21 protein-coding genes are annotated in these 22,022 nt (G+C 37.5%); 15 read left to right on the top strand and 6 right to left on the bottom strand.

Annotated features, from left to right (window positions below; genetic code table 11):
• The first annotated feature begins 288 nt into the window (after positions 1 to 288).
• From kdpA to kdpC, 3 genes are read left to right on the top strand one after another with little or no spacing between them, the layout of a single operon-like run.
• Positions 289 to 1,983, top strand: coding sequence for a potassium-transporting ATPase subunit KdpA (kdpA, locus tag NY607_RS05675; RefSeq protein WP_054550105.1), 1,695 nt, complete (start codon positions 289 to 291; stop codon positions 1,981 to 1,983).
• Between the two features lie 15 nt (positions 1,984 to 1,998).
• Positions 1,999 to 4,062 carry a potassium-transporting ATPase subunit KdpB gene (kdpB, locus tag NY607_RS05670; protein ID WP_103118447.1) on the top strand — a complete coding sequence of 688 codons (2,064 nt, stop codon included), beginning with the start codon at positions 1,999 to 2,001 and terminating at the stop codon, positions 4,060 to 4,062.
• Between the two features lie 11 nt (positions 4,063 to 4,073).
• Positions 4,074 to 4,718: a potassium-transporting ATPase subunit KdpC gene (gene kdpC, locus NY607_RS05665; protein ID WP_115674097.1), complete on the top strand. Its 645-nt coding sequence runs from the start codon at positions 4,074 to 4,076 to the stop codon at positions 4,716 to 4,718.
• Positions 4,719 to 4,768: 50 nt separating this feature from the next.
• Here the strand turns inward: kdpC and NY607_RS05660 are convergent, their stop codons facing one another.
• Positions 4,769 to 5,824: a 2,3-butanediol dehydrogenase gene (locus NY607_RS05660; protein ID WP_259419304.1), complete on the bottom strand. Its 1,056-nt coding sequence runs from the start codon at positions 5,822 to 5,824 to the stop codon at positions 4,769 to 4,771.
• A 293-nt stretch (positions 5,825 to 6,117) separates the two neighbouring features.
• Here NY607_RS05660 and NY607_RS05655 point away from each other — a divergent pair, with 293 nt between their 5' ends.
• Positions 6,118 to 7,419, top strand: coding sequence for a DEAD/DEAH box helicase (locus tag NY607_RS05655; RefSeq protein WP_048392216.1), 1,302 nt, complete (start codon positions 6,118 to 6,120; stop codon positions 7,417 to 7,419).
• 12 nt (positions 7,420 to 7,431) lie between these two features.
• The gene (locus NY607_RS05650; protein WP_259419303.1) at positions 7,432 to 8,325 is read left to right on the top strand and encodes a deoxyribonuclease IV; all 894 of its coding nucleotides are present in this window, start codon (positions 7,432 to 7,434) and stop codon (positions 8,323 to 8,325) included.
• A 44-nt stretch (positions 8,326 to 8,369) separates the two neighbouring features.
• Here NY607_RS05650 and NY607_RS05645 read toward each other — a convergent pair whose 3' ends face one another.
• Positions 8,370 to 8,606: a Nif11 family protein gene (locus NY607_RS05645; protein ID WP_004227236.1), complete on the bottom strand. Its 237-nt coding sequence runs from the start codon at positions 8,604 to 8,606 to the stop codon at positions 8,370 to 8,372.
• Positions 8,607 to 8,771: 165 nt separating this feature from the next.
• On the opposite strand from NY607_RS05645, the gene NY607_RS05640 reads away from it, so the two are divergent.
• The 3 genes from NY607_RS05640 to NY607_RS05630 are packed head-to-tail and all read left to right on the top strand — an operon-like array spanning position 8,772 to position 10,820.
• Positions 8,772 to 9,518, top strand: a complete 747-nt coding sequence (locus NY607_RS05640; RefSeq protein ID WP_131520575.1) for a metal ABC transporter ATP-binding protein — start codon at positions 8,772 to 8,774, stop codon at positions 9,516 to 9,518.
• Between the two features lie 13 nt (positions 9,519 to 9,531).
• On the top strand, positions 9,532 to 10,395 hold the full coding sequence (locus NY607_RS05635; RefSeq protein ID WP_131520576.1) for a metal ABC transporter permease: 864 nt from the start codon (positions 9,532 to 9,534) through the stop codon (positions 10,393 to 10,395).
• Positions 10,392 to 10,820: a Fur family transcriptional regulator gene (locus NY607_RS05630; protein ID WP_004227247.1), complete on the top strand. Its 429-nt coding sequence runs from the start codon at positions 10,392 to 10,394 to the stop codon at positions 10,818 to 10,820. Before NY607_RS05635 ends, NY607_RS05630 begins: the two co-directional genes overlap by 4 nt.
• Before the next feature lie 64 nt (positions 10,821 to 10,884).
• Here NY607_RS05630 and NY607_RS05625 read toward each other — a convergent pair whose 3' ends face one another.
• Positions 10,885 to 11,268, bottom strand: a complete 384-nt coding sequence (locus NY607_RS05625; RefSeq protein WP_048392221.1) for a hypothetical protein — start codon at positions 11,266 to 11,268, stop codon at positions 10,885 to 10,887.
• A 279-nt stretch (positions 11,269 to 11,547) separates the two neighbouring features.
• On the bottom strand, positions 11,548 to 12,636 hold the full coding sequence (gene serC, locus NY607_RS05620; protein WP_131520577.1) for a 3-phosphoserine/phosphohydroxythreonine transaminase: 1,089 nt from the start codon (positions 12,634 to 12,636) through the stop codon (positions 11,548 to 11,550).
• 395 nt (positions 12,637 to 13,031) lie between these two features.
• Between serC and NY607_RS05615 the strand changes: the two genes are divergently transcribed.
• On the top strand, positions 13,032 to 13,568 hold the full coding sequence (locus NY607_RS05615) for a hydrolase (RefSeq protein ID WP_131520578.1): 537 nt from the start codon (positions 13,032 to 13,034) through the stop codon (positions 13,566 to 13,568).
• A gap of 303 nt (positions 13,569 to 13,871) precedes the next feature.
• Entirely contained in the window at positions 13,872 to 14,108 is a 237-nt protein-coding gene (locus NY607_RS05610; RefSeq protein ID WP_259419302.1) for a hypothetical protein, read from the top strand.
• Between the two features lie 216 nt (positions 14,109 to 14,324).
• Here NY607_RS05610 and NY607_RS05605 read toward each other — a convergent pair whose 3' ends face one another.
• Both NY607_RS05605 and NY607_RS05600 read right to left on the bottom strand, forming a co-directional pair.
• Positions 14,325 to 14,837: a PCYCGC motif-containing (lipo)protein gene (locus NY607_RS05605; protein ID WP_131520580.1), complete on the bottom strand. Its 513-nt coding sequence runs from the start codon at positions 14,835 to 14,837 to the stop codon at positions 14,325 to 14,327.
• Between the two features lie 79 nt (positions 14,838 to 14,916).
• On the bottom strand, positions 14,917 to 17,211 hold the full coding sequence (locus NY607_RS05600) for a YhgE/Pip domain-containing protein (protein WP_131520581.1): 2,295 nt from the start codon (positions 17,209 to 17,211) through the stop codon (positions 14,917 to 14,919).
• A gap of 195 nt (positions 17,212 to 17,406) precedes the next feature.
• Here NY607_RS05600 and NY607_RS05595 point away from each other — a divergent pair, with 195 nt between their 5' ends.
• The 5 genes from NY607_RS05595 (at position 17,407) to cyoE (ending at position 21,976) form a co-directional block, all read left to right on the top strand.
• Positions 17,407 to 17,886: a thioredoxin family protein gene (locus tag NY607_RS05595; protein WP_048392230.1), complete on the top strand. Its 480-nt coding sequence runs from the start codon at positions 17,407 to 17,409 to the stop codon at positions 17,884 to 17,886.
• 100 nt (positions 17,887 to 17,986) lie between these two features.
• Complete coding sequence (locus NY607_RS05590) at positions 17,987 to 18,688, top strand: tetratricopeptide repeat protein (RefSeq protein ID WP_131520583.1); 702 nt, start codon at positions 17,987 to 17,989, stop codon at positions 18,686 to 18,688.
• Between the two features lie 775 nt (positions 18,689 to 19,463).
• The gene (locus NY607_RS05585) at positions 19,464 to 20,021 is read left to right on the top strand and encodes a hypothetical protein (protein ID WP_131520584.1); all 558 of its coding nucleotides are present in this window, start codon (positions 19,464 to 19,466) and stop codon (positions 20,019 to 20,021) included.
• Between the two features lie 37 nt (positions 20,022 to 20,058).
• Positions 20,059 to 20,712, top strand: coding sequence for an alpha/beta hydrolase (locus NY607_RS05580; RefSeq protein ID WP_066036432.1), 654 nt, complete (start codon positions 20,059 to 20,061; stop codon positions 20,710 to 20,712).
• Between the two features lie 313 nt (positions 20,713 to 21,025).
• Positions 21,026 to 21,976 carry a heme o synthase gene (gene cyoE, locus NY607_RS05575; protein ID WP_048392234.1) on the top strand — a complete coding sequence of 317 codons (951 nt, stop codon included), beginning with the start codon at positions 21,026 to 21,028 and terminating at the stop codon, positions 21,974 to 21,976.
• Positions 21,977 to 22,022: the final 46 nt, after the last annotated feature.

Below are 22,022 nucleotides of genomic sequence, written 5' to 3'. Positions count from 1 at the left end.
AGTAGATTTCCTAACACTACATTAATTTGAAAGTCAGTATGATGAGAACAACCTAAATGAAGGAGGGGTATTTTATTGATGGACTTTTATATGGTTGTATTGTTACTGATAAGCTTCGGAAGTCTTTTGTCATTAACTACATGGTGCTTCAAACTAGTGGATGAGCAATAAGGAGGAGATAGGAATGTGGATTTTTATCGGGATTGTACTTGTATTCTTGTTTGGTTATCTAGGGCATGCATTACTTTGTCCTGAAAATTATTAAAGGCTGTTAGGAGGTAATGCACTATGTGGCAAATAGCCATAGTATTAATTATTTATTTACCGCTCGTTATCTTAACTGGGCATTATCTATATCGGGTAACATTACATCAAAAAACATGGCTTGATCCTATTTTAGACAAAGTTGATGCAGTAATTTATAAATTGTGTGGCATTAAACAAGTAGATATGAATGGTAAAGAATATGTACTTTCATTAATACTTACAAATGCAATTATGGTTTTTATTGGATATTTTTTGTTGCGCATTCAATCATTCCTGTTTTTAAATCCAAATAATATTAGCAATATGGAAGCTACACTTTCATTTAACACGATTATTTCTTTTATAACCAATACAAATCTTCAACATTATAGCGGTGAATCTGGACTCAGTTATTTATCACAGATGCTAGTCATTATCTTCATGATGTTTACATCTGCAGCTACTGGTTATGCAGCTTGTATGGCGTTTTGTCGTCGCCTTGTTGCGAAAACAGATACTATTGGGAATTTCTTTATTGATTTTGTTCGTGTTATTACGCGTATTTTAATGCCTATCTCCATCATTGTTGCCATTATTTTAGTATCTCAAGGGACACCACAAACCTTAAGTGCAAATAAAACAGTACAAACGATCGAAGGAAAATTACAAGATATTGCACTTGGACCTGTTGCTTCTCTAGAATCGATTAAGCATATAGGTACGAATGGTGGGGGCTTTAACGGAGCCAATTCAACAACACCTTTTGAAAATCCAACCGTTCTCTCAAATATAGTGGAGATGTTATCGATGATGCTATTGCCGGGCGCTTGTGTAGTTGCCTTTAGTTTGATGATTGCTTATAGAAAAAAGAAAACTATTTTTGGAAAACAAGGTTTAGCTATTTTTGCAGCAATGAGTATATTGTTTCTACTCGGATTAGTGACTGTGTACATAGCAGAGAAGGCTGGTAATCCAATTATAAGTGAACTCGGTATAACACAGGAGCTAGGGAGCATGGAAGGAAAAGAAATGCGTTTTGGAGTAGTACAATCAGCATTATTTACCACTGTCACTACTGCGTTTACAACAGGATCTGTTAACAATATGCACGATACATTGACGCCTCTTGGGGGTCTAGTACCGATGTTTAATATGATGCTAAATGTTGTGTTTGGTGGTAAAGGGGTCGGCCTGATGAACATGATGATGTATGTTCTACTAACAATTTTTATTGCCTGTTTAATGATTGGGCGATCTCCTCAGTTTTTAGGTAAAAAGATTGAAGAGAAAGAAATGAAATTAATTGCTCTATGCATTTTGATTCATCCGGCTATTATTTTGCTATTTTCAGCACTAGCAGTTGTAACACCAACAGGAATAGCAGGCATAACGAATCCAGGTGCTCACGGATTATCACAGGTTTTATATGAATTTGCTTCAGCCTCTGCCAACAACGGCTCAGGGTTCGAAGGGTTAGCAGATAATTCCACATTTTGGAACGTGACAACAGGACTTGCAATGTTCTTTGGACGATATTTAACCATTATCATTCAACTTGCGATTGCGTCACTACTTGCCAAAAAATTTTGGCACAGTGATTCAATAGGAACATTAAAAACGGATAATACTACTTTTACTTTTTTACTAGTGGCTATCGTTTTAATGATTGGTGCATTAACATTTTTACCAGCTTTAGCACTTGGTCCAATTACAGAGCATTTACAACTTTATTCTTAATGGAGGAGTGAGCATATGGAAACAGTAAGAAAGAGTTTTTTGACAAGTAAGATGCTGAAAAATGCAATGATAGACGCTTTAAAAAAGTTTAGTCCCACTTATATGCTAAAAAATCCTGTTATGTTTGTTGTAGAAGTAGGATTTTTGTTTGTGGTGCTATTAGTTCTTTTTCCAAATATGTTTGGGAGTGTAGTAGAAGAACATGCTCGATTATACAATGGAATAGTTGCTATCCTACTTTTTGTTACAATTCTATTTGCTAATTTTGCAGAGTCAATTGCAGAAGGAAGAGGTAAAGCACAAGTTCAAACTTTAAAAAAAACAAAGACAGTGACACAGGCTCGTGTGTTGCTTCATGATGGTACGGAAATCCTTAAACAGGCCAATGACCTAAAAAAAGGAGATATTGTATTAGTTCAAGCTGGAGAGGTAATTCCAAATGATGGGGAAGTCATTGATGGCATTGCTACTGTGGATGAATCGGCAATAACAGGTGAATCTGCCCCTGTTGTAAAAGAACGAGGTGGAGATTTTTCATCCGTTACGGGTGGTACGACGGTTACGAGTGATTGGTTGATGATTGAAATTACTTCATTGCCTGGCGAATCATTTCTGGATAAAATGATTACGCTAATTGAAGGGGCTAGCCGTAAAAAAACACCAAATGAAATAGCCCTTAATACACTTCTAGTAAGTTTAACAATTATCTTTCTGTTAGTGGTAGTGTCCCTCTATCCAATGACTATGTATTTGAATGTGCCAATTTCTATCGCAACATTAATAGCACTTACAGTTTGTTTAATTCCTACAACGATTGGTGGATTATTATCCGCAATTGGTATTGCAGGTATGGATAGGGTAACACAATTTAACGTCATCGCAATGTCTGGGAGAGCGGTGGAAGCCTGTGGAGATGTGGATACATTAATCTTAGATAAGACTGGCACGATAACATATGGCAATCGAATGGCAGCTGAGTTTCTACCAGTAAAAGGAGTTGCCAGGGAAGAGTTAATGCAAGCTGCATGGCTTAGTTCTCTAACAGATGATACACCTGAGGGAAAATCTATCTTATCGCTTGCTTGCGAATTAGGGGTGAATACGGACGGTGAAAAAAGCATTATCCAGACAAGTAAACATATTCCCTTTACTGCACAAACACGAATGAGTGGCTTGGATAGGGTGGATGGCACAAAAATTCGAAAAGGTGCCTATGATACGATAAAAAGAGAGAGTTTGAAGGCAGGGTACAGTATTCCTTCAAATCTAGAGTTGCTGGTTCAACAAGTATCTACAGTAGGGGGGACGCCTCTGGTCGTAGCACTGAATGATAAAATTTTAGGCGTTATTTATCTAAAGGATATTGTCAAGGCTGGACTAAAGGAACGTTTTGAACAGCTTCGTGAAATGGGGATTAAAACCATTATGTGTACAGGAGATAATCCACTTACAGCAGCAGCCATTGCAAAGGAAGCTGGAGTAGATAGCTTTATCGCAGAAAGCAAACCTGAGGACAAGATTCAAGTCATTAAGGATGAACAGGCACAAGGGAAGGTAGTAGCAATGACTGGTGATGGTACAAATGATGCACCAGCGTTAGCGCAGGCCAATGTTGGGCTTGCAATGAATTCAGGTACAAATGCAGCAAAAGAAGCAGCTAATATGGTTGATTTAGATTCAAATCCAACTAAAATTATTGAAATTGTAGAGATAGGGAAGCAGCTTCTGATGACACGTGGCGCTTTAACAACATTTAGTATCGCTAACGATATAGCAAAATATTTTGCCATCATACCTGCTATGTTGATGGTGGCTGTACCTGAGATGAGCGCATTAAACATAATGAAACTTAATTCTTCAACAAGTGCGATTATTTCTGCCTTAATTTTTAATGCAGTCATTATTCCCTTGTTAATTCCAATTGCAATAAAGGGAGTAACGTATAAACCAATGAGTGCTACAAAACTTTTGAATAAAAATTTATTAGTCTATGGTATAGGTGGTATTATAGCTCCTTTTATTGGGATTAAGTTAATTGACATACTAGTTGGTCCACTATGCCGTAGTTTTGGGCTATAGGAGGAAGGTACATGCGAAAACTATTTATGAACTTAAAGCAAGCAATTCTGATTACAATAACAATGTTTATACTGTGTGGGCTAATCTATCCTTTTGCGGTGACTGCTTTAGCTCAAGGATTACTCCATCATCAAGCAAATGGTAGTTTACTAGAAATCAATGGTAAAGCTGTTGGTTCAGAACTGATCGGTCAATCCTTTTCAGCACCATCATATTTCTGGGGACGTGTTTCAGCCATTCATTACAATGTTTATACTGAGGATGATACGGTACCAGACAAAAATGGTCAGTTAAATTATAGTGGTGTGACTTCTGGAACTTTTAACTATGCACCATCTAATCCAGAATTGAAGAAGCGAATTGAAGCAGATATCAAGAAGTTTCTACTTGCAAACCCAACAGTAAAACGCCAAGATATACCTGCAGATTTAATGACAGCTTCTGGCTCAGGGCTGGATCCACATATTAGTGTGAAGGCTGCAAACATTCAAGTGAAGCGCATTGCCCTAGCAAGCGGTCTTTCAGAAGAAGAGATTGAAAAAATCATTGAAGAAAATACGGAGAAACGAACACTAGGAATCTTTGGAGAAAATAAAGTGAACGTTCTAATGGCGAATTTAACTATCATGAAAAAAATGGATAATAGACAAGAATAATAACTATAAAATCAGGTAGAGAAATGCTTTATTCTCTACCTGATCGTATTTTATGCTTGAGAATTTACAAGAATTTTAATATGATTACGTTCCATCATTAATGCCTCAAAGCCTTCTGTTACCACTTCATCAAGAGCAATTCGTTTCGTAACAAGCTTGTCTGCAGGGAAGTAACCTTGGGTCATCAGCTCCATTACGGCTGGGAAAATATCGCGGTAGGCAATAATTCCTTTGACTGTTCGCTCTGATAGAACGATATTGTTCGGTTGGATAGCAGCTGTAGACTCCCAAATCGACACGATGATTGTTTCACCTTCAAAAGTTGTTGAGTCAATAGCTTGTTGTAATACCACAGGAACGCCCGTTACTTCAAAGGCAACATCTACACCACCATTTGTTAATTCATGTAGACGCGCAACGGCATCTTCCTCTTTAGGATTAATGACGGCTGTTGCACCAAGTTCTAAAGCTTTTGCGGCACGCTCTGCTGAAAGCTCTACAGCATAGATTTCTGATGCGCCCGCTGCACGTAATGCTTCAATGACAAGTAGCCCGATTGGTCCTGTTCCAAAGACGGCAGCTTTGTCACCGGCTTTTAATTTACTTTGACGCACAGCATGTAAAGCGACTGCTGCTGGTTCAACAAGTGCTCCTTGCTCATAAGAAAGCCCTTCTGGCATTTTGTGAACCATTTTTTCATCTACCATTGTATATTCGGAGAATCCACCGCCACCGCCTGAAAGACCGTGAAAACCTAAATGTTTACAAATATTATATTTACCTTTTTTACAGGCAGCACATTCGCCACATGCAAGGATTGGTTCTACTACTACAGGATCACCGATTTTAACAGATGTAACACCATCGCCAATTTCAACTACTTCACCTGAAAATTCATGTCCCATTACAATAGGTGCGATGTCTTTACTTACATAGTGAGGTTGCTCCACTGGAATAAAGATTGGCCCAGCTGCGTATTCATGTAAATCACTGCCACAAATCCCTGTCCAATGTACTTTGATTTTTACTTTTCCAGGTGCGATGACTGGTTCTTCAATGTTTTCTACACGGATGTCTTTTGCTTTATACCATCTTGCTGCTTTCATAATCTACCAACCTCCCATAATATCTTACAGCTCTATCATAACATGTGGGGAATCTGCTAATCATTAGTTCCCTATAAATTGACATAAAAATTACATATTACAAGCGTTTTCGAACATTGTTACAGCGCTTTTATGATTGCATATTCTGCGTATTTCAAGTACCTTTGATAAGGGCTTTGTTACGGTGATAATAAAACATTAAAAATATGTTTATGCTAGTAAGAAATAGGACGTAAATATACCTTAAAGTTCGAATCATGGTACAATGAAAAAGATGTTAGGAGGAACGAATGATGTCAAAATATACTGATTATAATTTTCAGCCATTTTTGCAGGACGCCATTGCAAATCTTGGCTTTACAGAACCGACACCAATTCAAAAAGAAATTATTCCGCTTTTATTAAAAGGGAAAAGTGCTATTGGACAGGCACATACAGGAACAGGGAAAACACATAGTTTTTTAATTCCAATTGTTCAACGTATTGATGTAGAAAAACAGGAAGTACAGGCCGTTATTACTTCTCCTACACGAGAGTTAGCACAGCAAATTTTTGATGCATTAAATCAATTAATAGAAGGAACAGCTATTCAAGCAAAACTATTTATTGGGGGTACGGACAAACAACGCTCCATTGATAAATTAAAAACACAGCCACAAATTGTTGTTGGAACACCAGGACGTATTCGTGACCTTGTTTCAGCACAAGCGTTATTTGTGCATACAGCACCAATTTTAGTTGTCGATGAAGCGGATCTAGCTTTTGATATGGGCTTCATTGAAGAGATTGATGGATTTGCTTCACAGATGCCCGAAAAGCTTGAAATGTATGTTTTCTCTGCAACAATACCAGAAAAACTTCAGCCGTTTTTAAAGAAATACATGGAAGCACCAGTGCATGTCCATATGAATGATAAACGACCAGTGGCAGAAGGTATCGATTTTGTACTTGTACCAGTGCGCTCAAAATCGCGTAATAAACGTTTATTAGAAGTCATTGAGGGCATTAATCCCTTTTTAGCTGTTATCTTTACCAACACACGTAAGACAGCAGAACACGTTGCTGGCTATTTAAATGAGCATGGTATCCGTTGTGGCCAAATTCACGGTGATTTAAGTCCACGTGATCGTAAAAAAATGATGAAGCAAATCCGTGATCTTGACTACCAATACATTGTAGCAACTGACTTAGCTGCTCGTGGTATTGATATCCAAGGCATTTCTCATGTTATTAACTACGAGATTCCAGAGGACTTAGAATTCTTTATTCACCGCGTTGGTCGAACAGCGCGTGCAGGCAATAAAGGGACAGCCATTACTTTATTTGAGCCATCAGACGAGGATGCAGTAGTGCGCGTAGAAAAAATGGGCATTCCTTTTGTGCAAAAAGATGTAAAAGATGGCGAATGGTCAGAGTTAAAAGAGCGTCATGCCCGTAAAAATCGTGTGAAGCAAGAGAATGAAATTGATGTGAAAGCAAAAGCGTTGGTACGTAAGCCTAAAAAGGTAAAACCTGGCTATAAACGTAATATGAAGTGGGAAATGGAAAAAATTAAAAAACGTGAACGTCGCTTAAAGGCACGCGGTAAAAAATAAGGGGGCTTTTACATGTTACTTGGCTCACATGTTTCGATGAGCGGGAAAGAAATGCTACTTGGCTCTAGTAAAGAGGCACTGTCATACGGAGCCAATACATTTATGATTTATACTGGAGCACCGCAAAATACACGTCGCAAAGCCATTGCTGACTTAAACATTATGAATGGACTCCTGCATATGAAAGAGCATGGGATGACCAATATTGTTGTACATGCACCTTACATTATTAATATTGGCAATACGGAAAAACCAGAAACATTCCGTCTCGGTGTAGATTTTCTACAATCGGAAATTGAACGTACTGCTGCACTGGAGGCAACGCAAATTGTTTTACACCCTGGTGCCCATGTAGGAGCTGGTGCTGATGCTGGTATTGCTAAAATTATTGAAGGTTTGAATGAGGTATTATCTCAGGACTATCCCGTTCAAATTGCATTAGAAACCATGGCAGGGAAGGGAACAGAATGTGGACGTTCCTTTGAAGAACTTGCTAAAATTATTGATGGTGTAACGAATAACGAGCGACTTTCTATATGCTTTGATACCTGTCATACACATGATGCTGGCTATAATATCGTGGAAGATTTTGATGGTGTATTAAACGAATTTGATAAAATGATAGGCGTGGAACGCATTAAAGTATTGCATATCAATGACTCCAAAAATGTGCGCGGTGCAGGTAAGGATCGTCACGAAAATATTGGCTTTGGTCATATTGGGTTTGATGCCCTTAACTATGTCGTACACCATCCACAATTAATGGATGTTCCTAAAATTTTAGAAACACCCTTTGTCCCTCTCAAGAGTGACGCTAAATCTAAGGTAGCTCCGTATAAAGTGGAAATCGATATGTTACGAAGCGGTACTTTTAAACCTGAGCATATTGAAGCTTTAAAAGGCTAACAGAAATAACCCGAAATCAGGCTAGTTCTGATTTCGGGCTTTTTTTATTTTGTAAACAAGGCGATGAGTTGACGAGAGCGCTTTCTTCCTAAAACGGCCTCCACTTCAACAAGAATATCTTTAGGAATCCCTAAAAATAGCCAAGAAAATGAGAATTGCTCCAAATAAGGTCGAAGTTTTTTTACTTCAGAAGTCGTAATGCTAAAGCCTTCTTCACGAGCAATCGCGACAATTTCCTTATCCGTGCTTTGTGCTAATTGCTGTAAAAATTGAATACTCAAAGTCAATCCTCCTTTATCTCATTAATTTTCACGAAATCATTTATACACTTGCAATCAGCTATTCGAAAAAGCATCCATCTTCTTTTCTTTACAAAAACTGCACTTTCCTTTATACTTACAATTTGTAAATCGTAATGATTTTGAATTAGAAAGAAGCGATCATGCATGAAAACAACACTTATTGACATTGAAAATGTGTCATTTCAATATGACTATACGCAAGTTTTAAAAAACATTTCTTTTCGTGTAGAAGAGGGAGATTTTTTAGCACTTCTCGGCCCAAATGGTTCGGGAAAATCAACATTATTAAAAATTATTTTAGGTTTGCTGAAACCTTTATCCGGAGACATAAAATTATTTGGTGAACCAAGTGCAAATTTTAAGCACCGTGAATGGATTGGCTATGTCTCGCAAAAATCCAATGCCTTTAATTCTGGGTTCCCGGCAACCGTGCAAGAGGTCGTGAAAAGTGGATTAACGAAAAAATTAGGGCTTTTTAAAAGACCTGGCCGAGATGCCAAAGACAAAGTTCAAGAAGCTTTAAAGGCAGTTGGTATGGATGCTTATATGAATCGCAACATTGGAGAACTATCTGGTGGACAACAACAACGTGTTTTTATTGCAAGAGCTTTAGTCAGTGATCCCAAACTGCTCATTTTAGATGAGCCAACTGTCGGCATTGATCACGAGAATGTGCAGTCATTTTATGATATGCTGGCGAAATTAAATCGGGAACAAGGAATTACGATGATTCTTGTCACACACGATGTCGATACGGTATCGAATCGTATTAGCCATGTGGCATGTTTGAATCAAACGATTCACTTCCACGGCTATAAAAATGAATTTGATAATATTTCTCAGGATGCGCTAGACGCTTGGTATGGCCATTCCGTGAGAAAGATTCATTAGAAGGAGCAGGCATATGATTGAAGCAATTTTACATTATGAATTTTTACAAAATGCCTTTTTCTCTGGATTATTAATTGGCATACTTGCGCCCCTGCTAGGTGTGTTTATTGTTGTACGTAGGCTATCCTTGATTGCGGATGCTTTGTCGCATGTAACACTTGCTGGAATTGCTGGGAGCTTATACATTAGTCAATCAGTAACAGCCTTAGCAATGCTCAATCCTATTTATCTAGGAATACTAGCCTCTGTGAGTGGCTCTGTCTTGATTGAGCGTTTAAGACGTTTGTATAAGCACTATGAGGAGCTTGCCATTCCTATTATCATGTCAGGTGGTATTGGGATTAGCGCCATCTTTATTTCACTTGCCAGTGGTTTTAGCACAGATTTAATGAGTTATTTATTCGGCTCAGTTTCGGCTGTATCTCGTCAAGACTTATGGGTAGTGATTGGCATTGCTGCCATTGTGATAATCTTTTTGTTTTTATTTTTTAAAGAATTATTTGTTTTGTCTTTTGATGAGGAATATGCAAAAGCTAGTGGACTTCCAGCTCGTTGGGTTCATCTTTTATTTATGATTGTCACAGCGCTTGTCATTGCGGCAAGTATGCGCATAGTTGGTATTTTACTTGTATCATCTCTAATGACATTGCCTGTTGCAGCAGCAATGCGCTTAGCAAAGGGCTTTAAGCAAACCATCATTTATGCCATTGTTTTTGGAGAAACAGCTGTACTAATTGGTCTAATTAGCGCATTTTATATGGATTTAGCGCCAGGAGGCACGATTGTTGTCACTTCTATTCTGATTTTGTTACTTGTAATCCTAGGGAAGAAAGTAGCCTTTAAAATAGCTGCAAAGCAGGGGGAGGTAGCGCAATGAATATTTCAAGAGCGTGGGAAATATTAAAGGAAAATGGCTATAAAAAAACAGATAAACGGGAGTTAATATTAGATATGTTTGCAGCAACAGATAAATATCTAACAGCCCGTGATTTATTGGATGTTTTAAAAAAAGATTTTCCGGGAATGAGTTTTGATACTATTTATCGTAACCTTGCTACTTTTGTGAAACTTGGGATATTAGAAGAAACAGAGCTATCAGGGGAACGTAATTTCCGTATGCACTGTGAATCTGCGCATCATCACCATCATTTTATCTGTATGGACTGTGGCAACGTCAAAGAGCTTAATCTTTGTCCAATGGAAATGTTAGGTGAAAAATTGCCTGATTATGAAATTGAAAATCATAAGTTTGAAATATACGGTAAATGTCCTGATTGTAAGCATGAAACTCTGTCACATTAAATGTTGACAGAGTTTTTTTCTATGTAAGAAGAGGGTGCCAATAGAAGGCTACCCTCTAAAAGGATTAAGCTACTGCCACTCGACGAATCGCAACAATTTTATTGCAATCTACAATTAAAGGAGAAGCAGCTGCTGCACCTGGCTCAAGGAAGTATGCACAGCAATTTCTTGGATCGAAGGAAATGAAAGTCACACCTAAGAAGCTAATACCTCCAGATAAGAAGATATCTAGTGTAGTAGCTAGCTCTAATTTTCTTAATTGGTGACAAATACAGCCTCTACAGTTGCTGCTCATTCTTGGTGTACATTTTTCTTCTTTTTTACAGTGACATTTTTCCTCTTTTTGGCAATGGCATTTTTCAACTTTACGTTGACAGCATTTTTCCTCTTTTTTAGGACATTTACAGCCTTGCCAGTTCATATGTGACATATATCTTTTATCTTCCATTGTCTAGACCTCCCTTCCTCTAGTTTCGTAAGGGTAACCCTTACAGTAATAATCTATGTTTGGTGCATAGCTAGAGGCTGGCGATATGTCCGATAGGCTGCTTAAAAATCTATATTTTTCTCAAAAACTTTTGCAATGTGTAAAGCCCTAAGCTGAAATATTGCTATAAACATCTAATCAAGCTAATGGTATGGGAATAGATTTCTGATTTCCTTCTACAAGCGCGAAAAAAAGATGAATCTTTACATTTCTGTAAAGATTCATCTTTTAAATAGAAGTTTATTGATGTTTTTGTTGGAAATCTACCATGAAATCTCGTAAAGCTTCACATGCCTCAAGGGGCACTGCATTATAAGTGGAAGCACGACAACCACCTACAGAACGATGTCCATTCAGCCCAACAAAACCTGCTGCCTTTGCCTCTACAAGGAATAATTTTTCCAGCTCCTCATCTGCAACACGGAATGTAATGTTCATTAAAGAACGACTTTCTGGTGTGGCATGGCCTTTGTAGAAGCCATTACTATTGTCAATGGCATCATAAATGACTTTGGCCTTTAATTCATTATGTTTCTCAATTTCTGTTACGCCGCCTTTAGCTTCAACCCATTTTAACACCTCGCCTAGCATATAGATCCCAAATGTTGGAGGTGTATTATAAAGTGAATTACTATCAGCATGTGTTGTATACTTTAGCATCGTCGGAATATTTTTATTGGCTTTTTCAAGTAAATCTTTGCGAATAATTACGACCGTTACACCTGAAGGACCAAGGTTTTTTTGAGCACCAGCATAGATGATTCCGAACTTTTCAATATCAACGGGTTTTGATAGGATGTCACTTGACATATCTGCCACTAATGGAACATTTCCTGTATCAGGGTAGTTTTTCCATTGCGTACCATATATCGTATTATTGGATGTGATGTGAACATATGCATCATCTTCATTGAATTGAATATCTTCTAAAGCAGGAATATTGCGGTATTGGTTTTCTTTTGTGCTTGCAGCTTCAACAGGTGTCCCAAATAATTTAGCTTCCTTAAAAGCTTTCTCAGACCATGAGCCTGATAATACATAGCTAGCTTTTTGCTCGGTTGTTAAGAAGTTCATAGGCACCATTGTAAACTGAAGGCTTGCTCCACCCTGTAAGAATAGTACCTCATAGTTTTCAGGAATAGCATAAAGTTTTTTTAATAAAGTAATGGCTTCGTTATGTACTTCATCAAAAATGGCACTACGGTGACTCATTTCCATAATGGACATACCTGAATCACGGAAGTTTACTAATTGCTGTTGAGCATTTTCTAATACTTCTTGTGGTAGAGCAGATGGACCTGCGTTGAAATTGTATGCACGTTGTGTCAAAGTGGTACACTCCTTGTTTGGTTAATAACAGAACTTTACTGGATTATAACCTAATTTTCAAGAGAAAAAATAAAATTCTTAATATTTGAGCAGAATGGAGACAGACTCGCAACAAAATGTACACATTTAAGCAGGTATTTTTCATTAAAAACGAACAAATAGAAAGTTATTTTTGAAATTAAGTGATATTTTCCGTATATTAAATATTTTTTGTTGCCATAAAAACGATAATGTTCGTGTTTTAATTTACAAGTATTTCCTTCTCGGGAGTATGAAACCTACAGGCTAAAGCAAAACCATTAAAATCGATTGTTAGAGAAAACTCCTTATTACTTTACGAGAGATAAGCAGGTTTTTGTATAATATTATAAAGAAAAGAAAAAGAGGTGTTCAGGATGTTTACAGTAGAGAAAGCTTGTTTAGTAGTGGTAGATGTGCAAGGAAAGTTAGCAACAATTGTTGATGACAGTGAAATGGTAATTGAAAATGTGGCAAAGCTCGTACAAGCAATGCAGGCACTGGAAGTACCTATTTTATGGCTAGAACAAAATCCAAGTCGTTTAGGGGGAACGGCTCTTGAGATTGCTCAGCATTTAGAAGGGCAACCGATTCCTAAAATGGCCTTTAGTGCGTGCCAAGAAGAGGCATTTGTAGAGGCGATGAAGGAAAATGGACGTACTCAATTCATTGTGACAGGTATCGAAACACATATTTGTGTGTACCAATCGGCTAGACAACTGAAAGAACAAGGATTTGAAGTAGAGGTTGTTGTAGATGCCGTATCTTCTCGAACAAAGGCAAATAAAGAAATTGGGCTTACAAAGATGCATGCGCTCGGTATTTACCCAACTAGCACCGAAATGATCTTGTATGAGCTACTACAACGTGCAGATCATGAACATTTTAAAACCATTTTGAAGCTTGTCAAATAACGTCACTAAAATCGAAACAATTGGTATATGTATTCCATTCATTGTAATAACAATTTTGTTTTCAAGAGAAATATATACAAAGAAATTGGGTTAGATTGAATAAATGTAGATGTCTAATGGGTCTATAGACCTTTATTGGGCATCTTTTTTATTTTAGGGCTAGATTATGTGTGACATTACTCATATAAAAACTTAGCCATTCCATTTGTTGTATACTATAATTAAAAATCGGGAATTCGTTATGGGTAAATAACTTTTAATTAGGATGATGACGATGAAAAAACAGTCATTTTTATGGGAGAAATGGAACAGCTAACATGGCTTGCCAAGCAATCCTCAAAAATCCCTCACACATCTGAGCAGCTTATCTCACAAGGATTTTTACCTGTGGCAATTGGCCAATATGTGTTCATAACAAAAAATTCCTGGCAGCTTAAAGAGCCTTTATTATGGATTCATTCATTAGAAAATGCCTCTGTAAAAGGTAACTTTTATGCTCACTTGAAAGAGACGAATTCACCAGGCAGACGCTGCGATTGAAACAAAAGAAGGGCAATTTGTTGTAGCCATAAATCAAAATGCTGATAAGGAAGACGGGAAAGTAGCTAAAAAAGGTGAAATATCCTATGTTTTAATGGCAGAATTTGCTGGGCTCATCCTTGTCATTGCCGTTATCCTGTATATCATCCTTCGTAAACGAAAGAAAAATCAACTGAAACAATAAAAGCAAAGTCGCGAATGTGCGACTTTGCTTTTTTATGCAGGCATGTCCGTTGGTGTTGGTTTTGCATAGCCCTCTTTATACGTGTCATCAATGAACTGACGAATTTCTTTTAAGCTCTTGCCTTCCTTGTGCAGTTGTGCTGATTGGACAGCAATCTCTAAGCACACTAAACAGCGTGTCCCATGATCATCCCAAACAATCGAACCATCCTCACGTTTTTCCTGAATAAAGCAATTTAAATTACTTTTATGGCCAGCAGATTCCCCACAGCCGCAATAGCATGGCATCCATTCGAGAATCTCTGTTGATTGTCCAGCGATTTGATAGACTAAGCGTATATTTTCTTGCTTGCCCTCTAAAAAGGTTGGTAGGACGTCAGCAGAAGCCGTTTCTTCTTGGATATCACCAGATGCCTCTGCATGGTCATGACCTTCATGTGAAGCGTCATTTGCTTTAGGAGAGGTTTCAGCACTGTTTTTATTTTCTCCACAAGCACTTAGTAACAGTAACGCCAATATAACAAAAATAGTAATCGATTTCTTCAAAAATAGCGCCTCCTACATGTTTACAATACTTCCATTATAACATCGTTTTCATAAACATTTACAGACGCCTCGTAGAAAATCAGTGAAATATATCTAATCCACGTGTTTTGTTCATGAAATGTTCCATTTTCTCGCTCAATAATTTTTTTAAGAAGAATCCGAACAGGATAAAAATGAACCAGAAACCAAATAGGAAGATGAGGTCCATCCAGACTGTTGACCAAATAATTCCGCCGACAGCTTCCCGCATCATTTCAATCGCATACGTAAATGGTAAAAAAGGGTTGATTATTTGGAAGAACCTCGGCAATAACTCGACTGGATAGGTTCCACCAGAGCCTGCAATTTGTAACACAAGCATCACAATCGCTAAAGCTTTTCCTACATTACCGAAGACGGATACGAGTGTATAGACAACCGTTACAAATACGAGACTAATAAAAAGTCCAAATAAGATAAAGTAGGCAGGTGCTTGAATGGAGCCGTCTACTAAGAAAATATCTCCAATGGTAATAATGAGAGTTTGAATAAACGAGAAAGTTGCAAATGTTAAGAGTCGACCAAAGTAAATTTCTCGAATACTATAAGATGAATCTCCGTGGAGATTCACAGACAATAATGAAATTAACAGTAAACAGCCTACCCAAATAGAGAGTACTGTGTAAAACGGTGTCATGGCTGTTCCATAGTTCGCAATAGGGAATACGCGATGTTCCTTTAATTTAATAGGCTCCTCAAAGAAATCACGTTCGGCGTTGACATCATTTTTTAGTAATTGCACAATCTCTGCTAGATCCGCTTCTTCTTCTAAAGTTCGTAGCTTATTCGCTAATTCTTTGATTTTAGCACTTAAAGTTGGAAATTCAGTTTGTATTTTTTGAATAGCTTGATTTGCTGTTCCTAGCGTGTTTTTGGCCTGTGTCAATTTATCTGTTGCCTGAGGTATGAATTGTTTTACATTTGTCAGCATGGTAGAAGCGTTAGTTAAAGTTTGCTTCGCACTGGTAAGGGTAGATCGAATTTGTGGCTCTAGACTTTCGCTATAATAGGATAAGAATTTTTGTAAATTAGCTGTAGCATTTTGTGCGATTTGCTGAATAGCTGTAATGTCTTGCTTGATAACATCTTTATCAATTGGCTTTAATTGATCCACTTTATTTAGTAAATCGTCATGTAGCGTCTGTAATTGTTGTAATGAGCTAAGCGCATTTGACGTAGAATCAATGAAGTTTGGAGGATGTTCCAAAGCTTCGCGAATGGCTGTCAGCTGTTCGATGATGGGTTGATTCGCTTCGGCATTACTTTCCTGTAAAGAACCAATAATGGTTGTTAAAGAGTCTTCTAATTGCTTACGAGTCGAAGCATCTGCCTGAATTAATTTTTGCAGTGCCTCAAGCGTTTGAATACTCTTGTTTATGTTGTCTTTAGAAGTTGACAATTGATTTTTAAGTGCCTCTTTCGTTTGCGTAATGGAGGCAGGGTCAAAATTTATACGATTGAGCTTATTGATGATCTCTGTAAAATGTTGGGCAATATTTTGAACAGTTGTGACATCCTTTTTGATGATAGGGGATAGTTCATTAAATAAAGCATCTGCTTCATTCACTAAATGTAAACCCTTTTGAATGGTAGTTAAACCATCTGTTGTTAGTTGTTCCACCTGTGGAACTTGTGTCAGCGCCTGATTAAGTAATTGATTTGCCTCTTTTCCTTGAGTAGAGGCTTGCGTTAAAAATGAATTAATATCAGGTAAATGCTGTTCGATAGTAAAAACATAGTTTTCGAATTTGCGAAAATCAGGTATGTCACGTTCCATTTCAATTCCAATTGAATTAAAAATAGAAAAAAGTGTCCCATTGACGGTGGATACAAATTCATTCGAAACCTGCTGTGTAAGTACGCTCGCTCCTTTACTTGTAATTTTAGGGGCAATAGGATTCTTTTTTTCATTTACATAATAATCAATATGGGCCTTCGTTGGTTGGTCGGTTAAAATAGAGGTTAGTTTTTGCGAAAAATCATTTGGAATGATTATGACTGCAAAGTAATCACCATTTTTTAATTGTTCCTTAGCTTTTTTCTCTGTTTCCAGCTTCCAAGTAAAGCTTTTATTCGTACGTAAAGTCTCAATTACTTCATTCCCGACATTAATTGCTTCATCTCTTACCGTGGTTCCCGTATCTTCATTGACAATCGCGATTTTCATATTAGAGGTGTGGGCGTAAGGGTCCATGGAGGCATAAATATTTAGCCAGGCATAAAGAGATGGAAGAAAAATTAGCCCACCTATAATGACAGCTACGACCCAGTTTGTGACAATATTACGGATATCTTTTGTATAAATTTGAAAAACATGCTGGAACGAGTTTTTCATCATGATCACCCCACATTCAAATTTTCATGAACTCTCACTATGTATGTTCCCAAATATACTTGAAATTATGTTATAAATGTGAAATATCTTCATTTAAAGGCGAATTAGTTTACTAGGTTTTCAAAACAATTTATAATCAATCGCGAATGCACTAAAACTAGGGCTTTTAGTGCAAAAAAGGAGGTCACTACTTTAGTGAAAAAATTATTAATTATTGGTTCAGTGATTGTTGTTTTATTTGCAGCAATTATTGTGCTTACCAACGTCTCAAACAAAAGTAAATTAGAAAGTGCAAATAACCCTTATGGCGATAAAAAGCTAAAACAAGAAACAATTGATCAATTGGATGATGAAAACTATCAAAACATTATGTTACCAGACGAACTAGAAGCTAAAATTAAAGCGGGTGAACCGGTCAATGCTTACTTCTTCAGTCCAATCTGTGTACACTGTCAAGCATTTACACCAGTATTAATGCCAATTGCCGATGAGCTTGGTGTTGATATTGCTCAATTGAATGTCTATGAATACGATGATCTATGGGAAAAATATAATATTGAAGCAACACCAACATTCATTCGTTTCGAAGATGGTAAAGAAGTAAATCGCTTTGTAGGAGCTCTTAAAGAAGAAGATTTACGAACGTTCTTAAATACGGTTGTGTTAAATAAATAGAAAAGGAAGAGACTGTATCATAATTATTTAGATACGGTCTCTTTTGTTTTTGTAGTGTATACTAAAAATACTGAATAGTTGTACACTGGAGGAATTCTGAATGTCAATGGATGATTATTTTTATAATGGTGAACTGATGAAATGCTATGAATTAGCGAAGCAGGTGACAAACGAAGAGGACAAAGTATTGGCACAAAAATATATTCGATTATTAGAAGAATATGAATATGATCGTTATCCAAAGCCAACTGCTCATCTCGAAGTACAGCATGTGGAACGAGCTGATGAAAGCTATCCAGAATCAGATCTAGTTGCAGATATACGGGCAATAAAAGATGAAGAGTCATTTGCGAAGCGTATTCAGCAATTGGAGGAAGTCGCAAAAACTGGAACACCCGCAGACAAGGCGCAATCTTTTTTTACACAGGGGGAGCTGTTCCTATTCGCACATCAATACAATGAGAGTGTTCACTGCTTTCAGCAAGCAGTAAAGCAAAATCCGAATAAGGCTGTCTACTGGGGAATCACAGGGCAGACGATGCATCGTTTTGGTTGGATGCCATTTGATGCGCTCGGTTATTTAGAACAAGCGATACAGCTAGATCCAACAAATCCTCGTTGGAAATGGAATAAAGCGCTCGTACTAATTCAATTAGCTAAGGATTTGCAAATGGCTCCATTTATGGCGAATGCAGCAATCACCTTAGAGGATGCACTAGCTTCTTGTGGCGAACAACAGCGGTCATTGAAAGAGGCCATTCAAAATACAGTAGATAATATGGATAGCTATGTTTTCTCCTGATATTTAGGGATTCCTATTTTCACCTTTCACAAACGATAATTACTTTACAACACTATGCGGATGTCCCCAATGTATATGGAGACATCCTTATTTTCTTGAAATAAGATTATGTCAACAGCGAAAAAAGACCTTTTGGCAAGGGAGAGGGTTGATTTCCGTTCCGCCAGCGTCCTTTCCAGGGGTCGTCCGATGAGACGCTTCACTCACTTGCGTTTGCTTCAGGGTCTCACCTGTGAAGCTAAATTCCCTAAGACTGAGGCTGGCTCCACTCCAATCAATCATTCTGCAAAGTGTCTTTACTTTTTTCATAGGAGCATAGCAATCAAATGGCCCATTATTTGTATTCTTAGAGGGAATAGGCTCTTATTTTCCATGTGGAGAAGTGAAGCGTGACACCACCTCTCCATAAAATGAGTAGTAAATACCTTCACTTTAATTGATTTTGCTAAGAAGATACATTTTTATAGAGTGGAGTGGGAGCCTACTTGACTCCCGTTGGATAGCGAGACAGGCGAGCCCCTGCATGGATCGGTAACGGAGGAAACAATTTGGCGCTCGCCCACAGGAAAGCAAGTAGTCTTCAACGAAAATCTCTTTTCACCTTTCAAAAAATACTTTGGATGATTTTGTTTTCCAACACAGTGAGGATGTCTCCAATGCATATGGAGACATCTTTTTTACTGAGAAATCTAGTGAGCCGGGTTCGTTGCCATATTTCACAATCATGGTATGATAAGAAAGAAAATGATTTGTAGATATAAAGGACGGATTTTTTATGGCACAAGAAGCGGCAAATAAGTTTATAGAAAACGTATGTAATCATTTAGTTCGCAATATGAATATTACAAAAGTGGAAGAGCATTTTAAAGAAACAATTACTATGCAGCGACAATCAGCCGCAACATCTATGGATTTTTGGGACATGTTGATGATTAATATGCTTTATTTTACTGAGAATGAACAGGCTTGGCAGCAGGAATTTCTAAAAATGCTTCAAGCTAAGGAGTGGCTAAAGCCATCAGCTCTTGAAGAGGAATTATTAATGCATCAGATGCGAATTCGTCAACAAGTGGCAGAGCAATTGGATGCTGCAAAGAATTTATTCCATAAGCAATATGAGACAGAAGGCATGACAGAGGAAGCGATTATTTATGATTATGCCTATAGCTCTGCTGGGCATTCCATGCGTATGGATTTATTAACCGTGCTTGTATCAACGCCAGAGCAGTCAAAAATACTCTTTAACGCAGATCCACAAGAAACGATACGAATTGTCAATGGCTATATTGCCTATCATACTGATGGATTAATTAATAAAACAAAATTACACTAATTTTGTTACAAAGCTTCACGTGAAAGGAATTTGATTAATGAATACACCATTTACTTTTAACCATACACAACCAACAAATATGGACCCTACGAAGAAATACCCTGCTATTTTTTTGCTTCATGGCATGGGCAGCCATGAAGATGATTTACCACAATTAGTGCAAGATTTTCAAGAGCAATGTCATATATTTAGCTTGCGAGGGCCAATTACTCAACATCCTGGCTATGCTTTTTTTACCATTCAAGAGGTGGGGCAACCAGATCGTGCAATCTTCGATAAAGTGTTGATTGCATTGCAACGATTTATATTAGAGGCCATCGAAGAATATCAAATCGATCCTCATAAAGTATTTGTTTTAGGCTTTAGCCAAGGGGCGGTTTTAGCACAATCACTGGCCTTTGTGATGGGGAATTTAGTGACGGGTATTGTTGCATTAAGTGGCTATACGCCAAAGTTTGTGACGGAGGAATACGCTATTCGTTCTGTAGAACATTTACATGCTTTTATTTCGCACGGTGATTATGATTATGTAATCCCATCTCAATGGGGAATGGAAAGCAAGGAGATCTTTGAACAATTTGGTGCTACGGTGACATTTAAACAATACCCAGATGGACATGGTGTAACACCCGATAATCTTCGTGATCTAGTGGCATTTTTAGCGCAGCAACTACAGGAGGAAATTCAATAAAAGGAAATCCGAGGCAAAAATTTGTCTCGGTTTTTTTGGCTATCGTAGTATGACCTATTATCAAATTATTTTTCTCCAATAGTGTTTGGAAGAATCGAGGCAAGAAGGTTCAAATTCACGTCAGTCGGTGGTATCATAGTAGATGTTGTGAATGAACGTGCTTTGTTAGATGAAAAACATGTACTTTATGTGAAAAGAGAGACAGAACAGATCTAAAAGGGGTAAAATAATAATTTGATGTGCTAGATGCAAATTTTGTCGCTTTCTATCGATGAAAGCGTGTAGAAATTATGGAGAAAAGGAATTAAGCTGAATGGAACAAAATCTGAAAACGGAGCATAAACCACTATCCTCCGAAAAAACAAGAGGGAAGTCATCACGTTCTTCTATTTTAGCGCAAACCGTCAAGACAGGGATTATCAAATCCAATTTAATACCTATGTGGGCTGGTTTAACGCTAGGCATGTACAAAAATAAAATGACATTTGTAGACAATATACCAGAAATTATTTTTTCAACAATCGGTTCCGCCCTTGTCATTGGAGCTGCGGGGGCCTTTAATAATGTCTATGATCGTGATATTGATGCAATTATGCCTCGTACACAAAGCAGACCAACTGTAACGGGTGAAATGTCAGCAAAATCGACTTTATCATTAGCTGTTGTAATGTTAATTATTGGCGTAGCTGTGTTGGCACTTGCTTCACCTTTAGCAGCGGCATTTGGATTATTAGGCGTATTCCTATATGTAGTCCCTTATACAATGTGGACAAAGCGTCGTACGATATATAATACAGAAATCGGTAGTATTAGTGGTGCGGTGCCACCATTAATAGGTTGGTCTGCTGTATCTACAGATATTACACACCCAGCGATACTTGGTTTATTTTTTGTTATGGTCATTTGGCAAATGCCTCACTTTTATGCTATTGCCATTCGCAAACGTGTAGACTATGAAGCAGCCAGTGTACCCATGCTACCAGTTATCAAAGGGATGCGTCGAACGTATTATCAAACCAATTTCTATTTAATACTATTGATTCTATCAAGCTTTTTATTTGGCTCGCTAAGTGTAGGCATCATGCTTGTGGCATTGATCTTAAGTGTTGCTTGGCTAGTGATGAGTATTTACGGTTATCATAGTAATACAGATCAAGTGAAATGGGCTACCAAAATGTTTGTTTTTTCCCTATTCCATATGACTATACTATTCACAACTGTTATTGTGTACTCGCTAGTAGGAGTTATTTTTAAGTTATATTAATTTTTCAAAAATTGCCCTGAAAAAAATAAAGTTGTGCGAAAACAAT

This window comes from Lysinibacillus sp. A4 (genome assembly GCF_024919535.1).
Classification (GTDB): Bacteria; Bacillota; Bacilli; order Bacillales_A; family Planococcaceae; genus Lysinibacillus; species Lysinibacillus capsici.
This window is presented reverse-complemented; position numbering and strand designations above follow the sequence as displayed.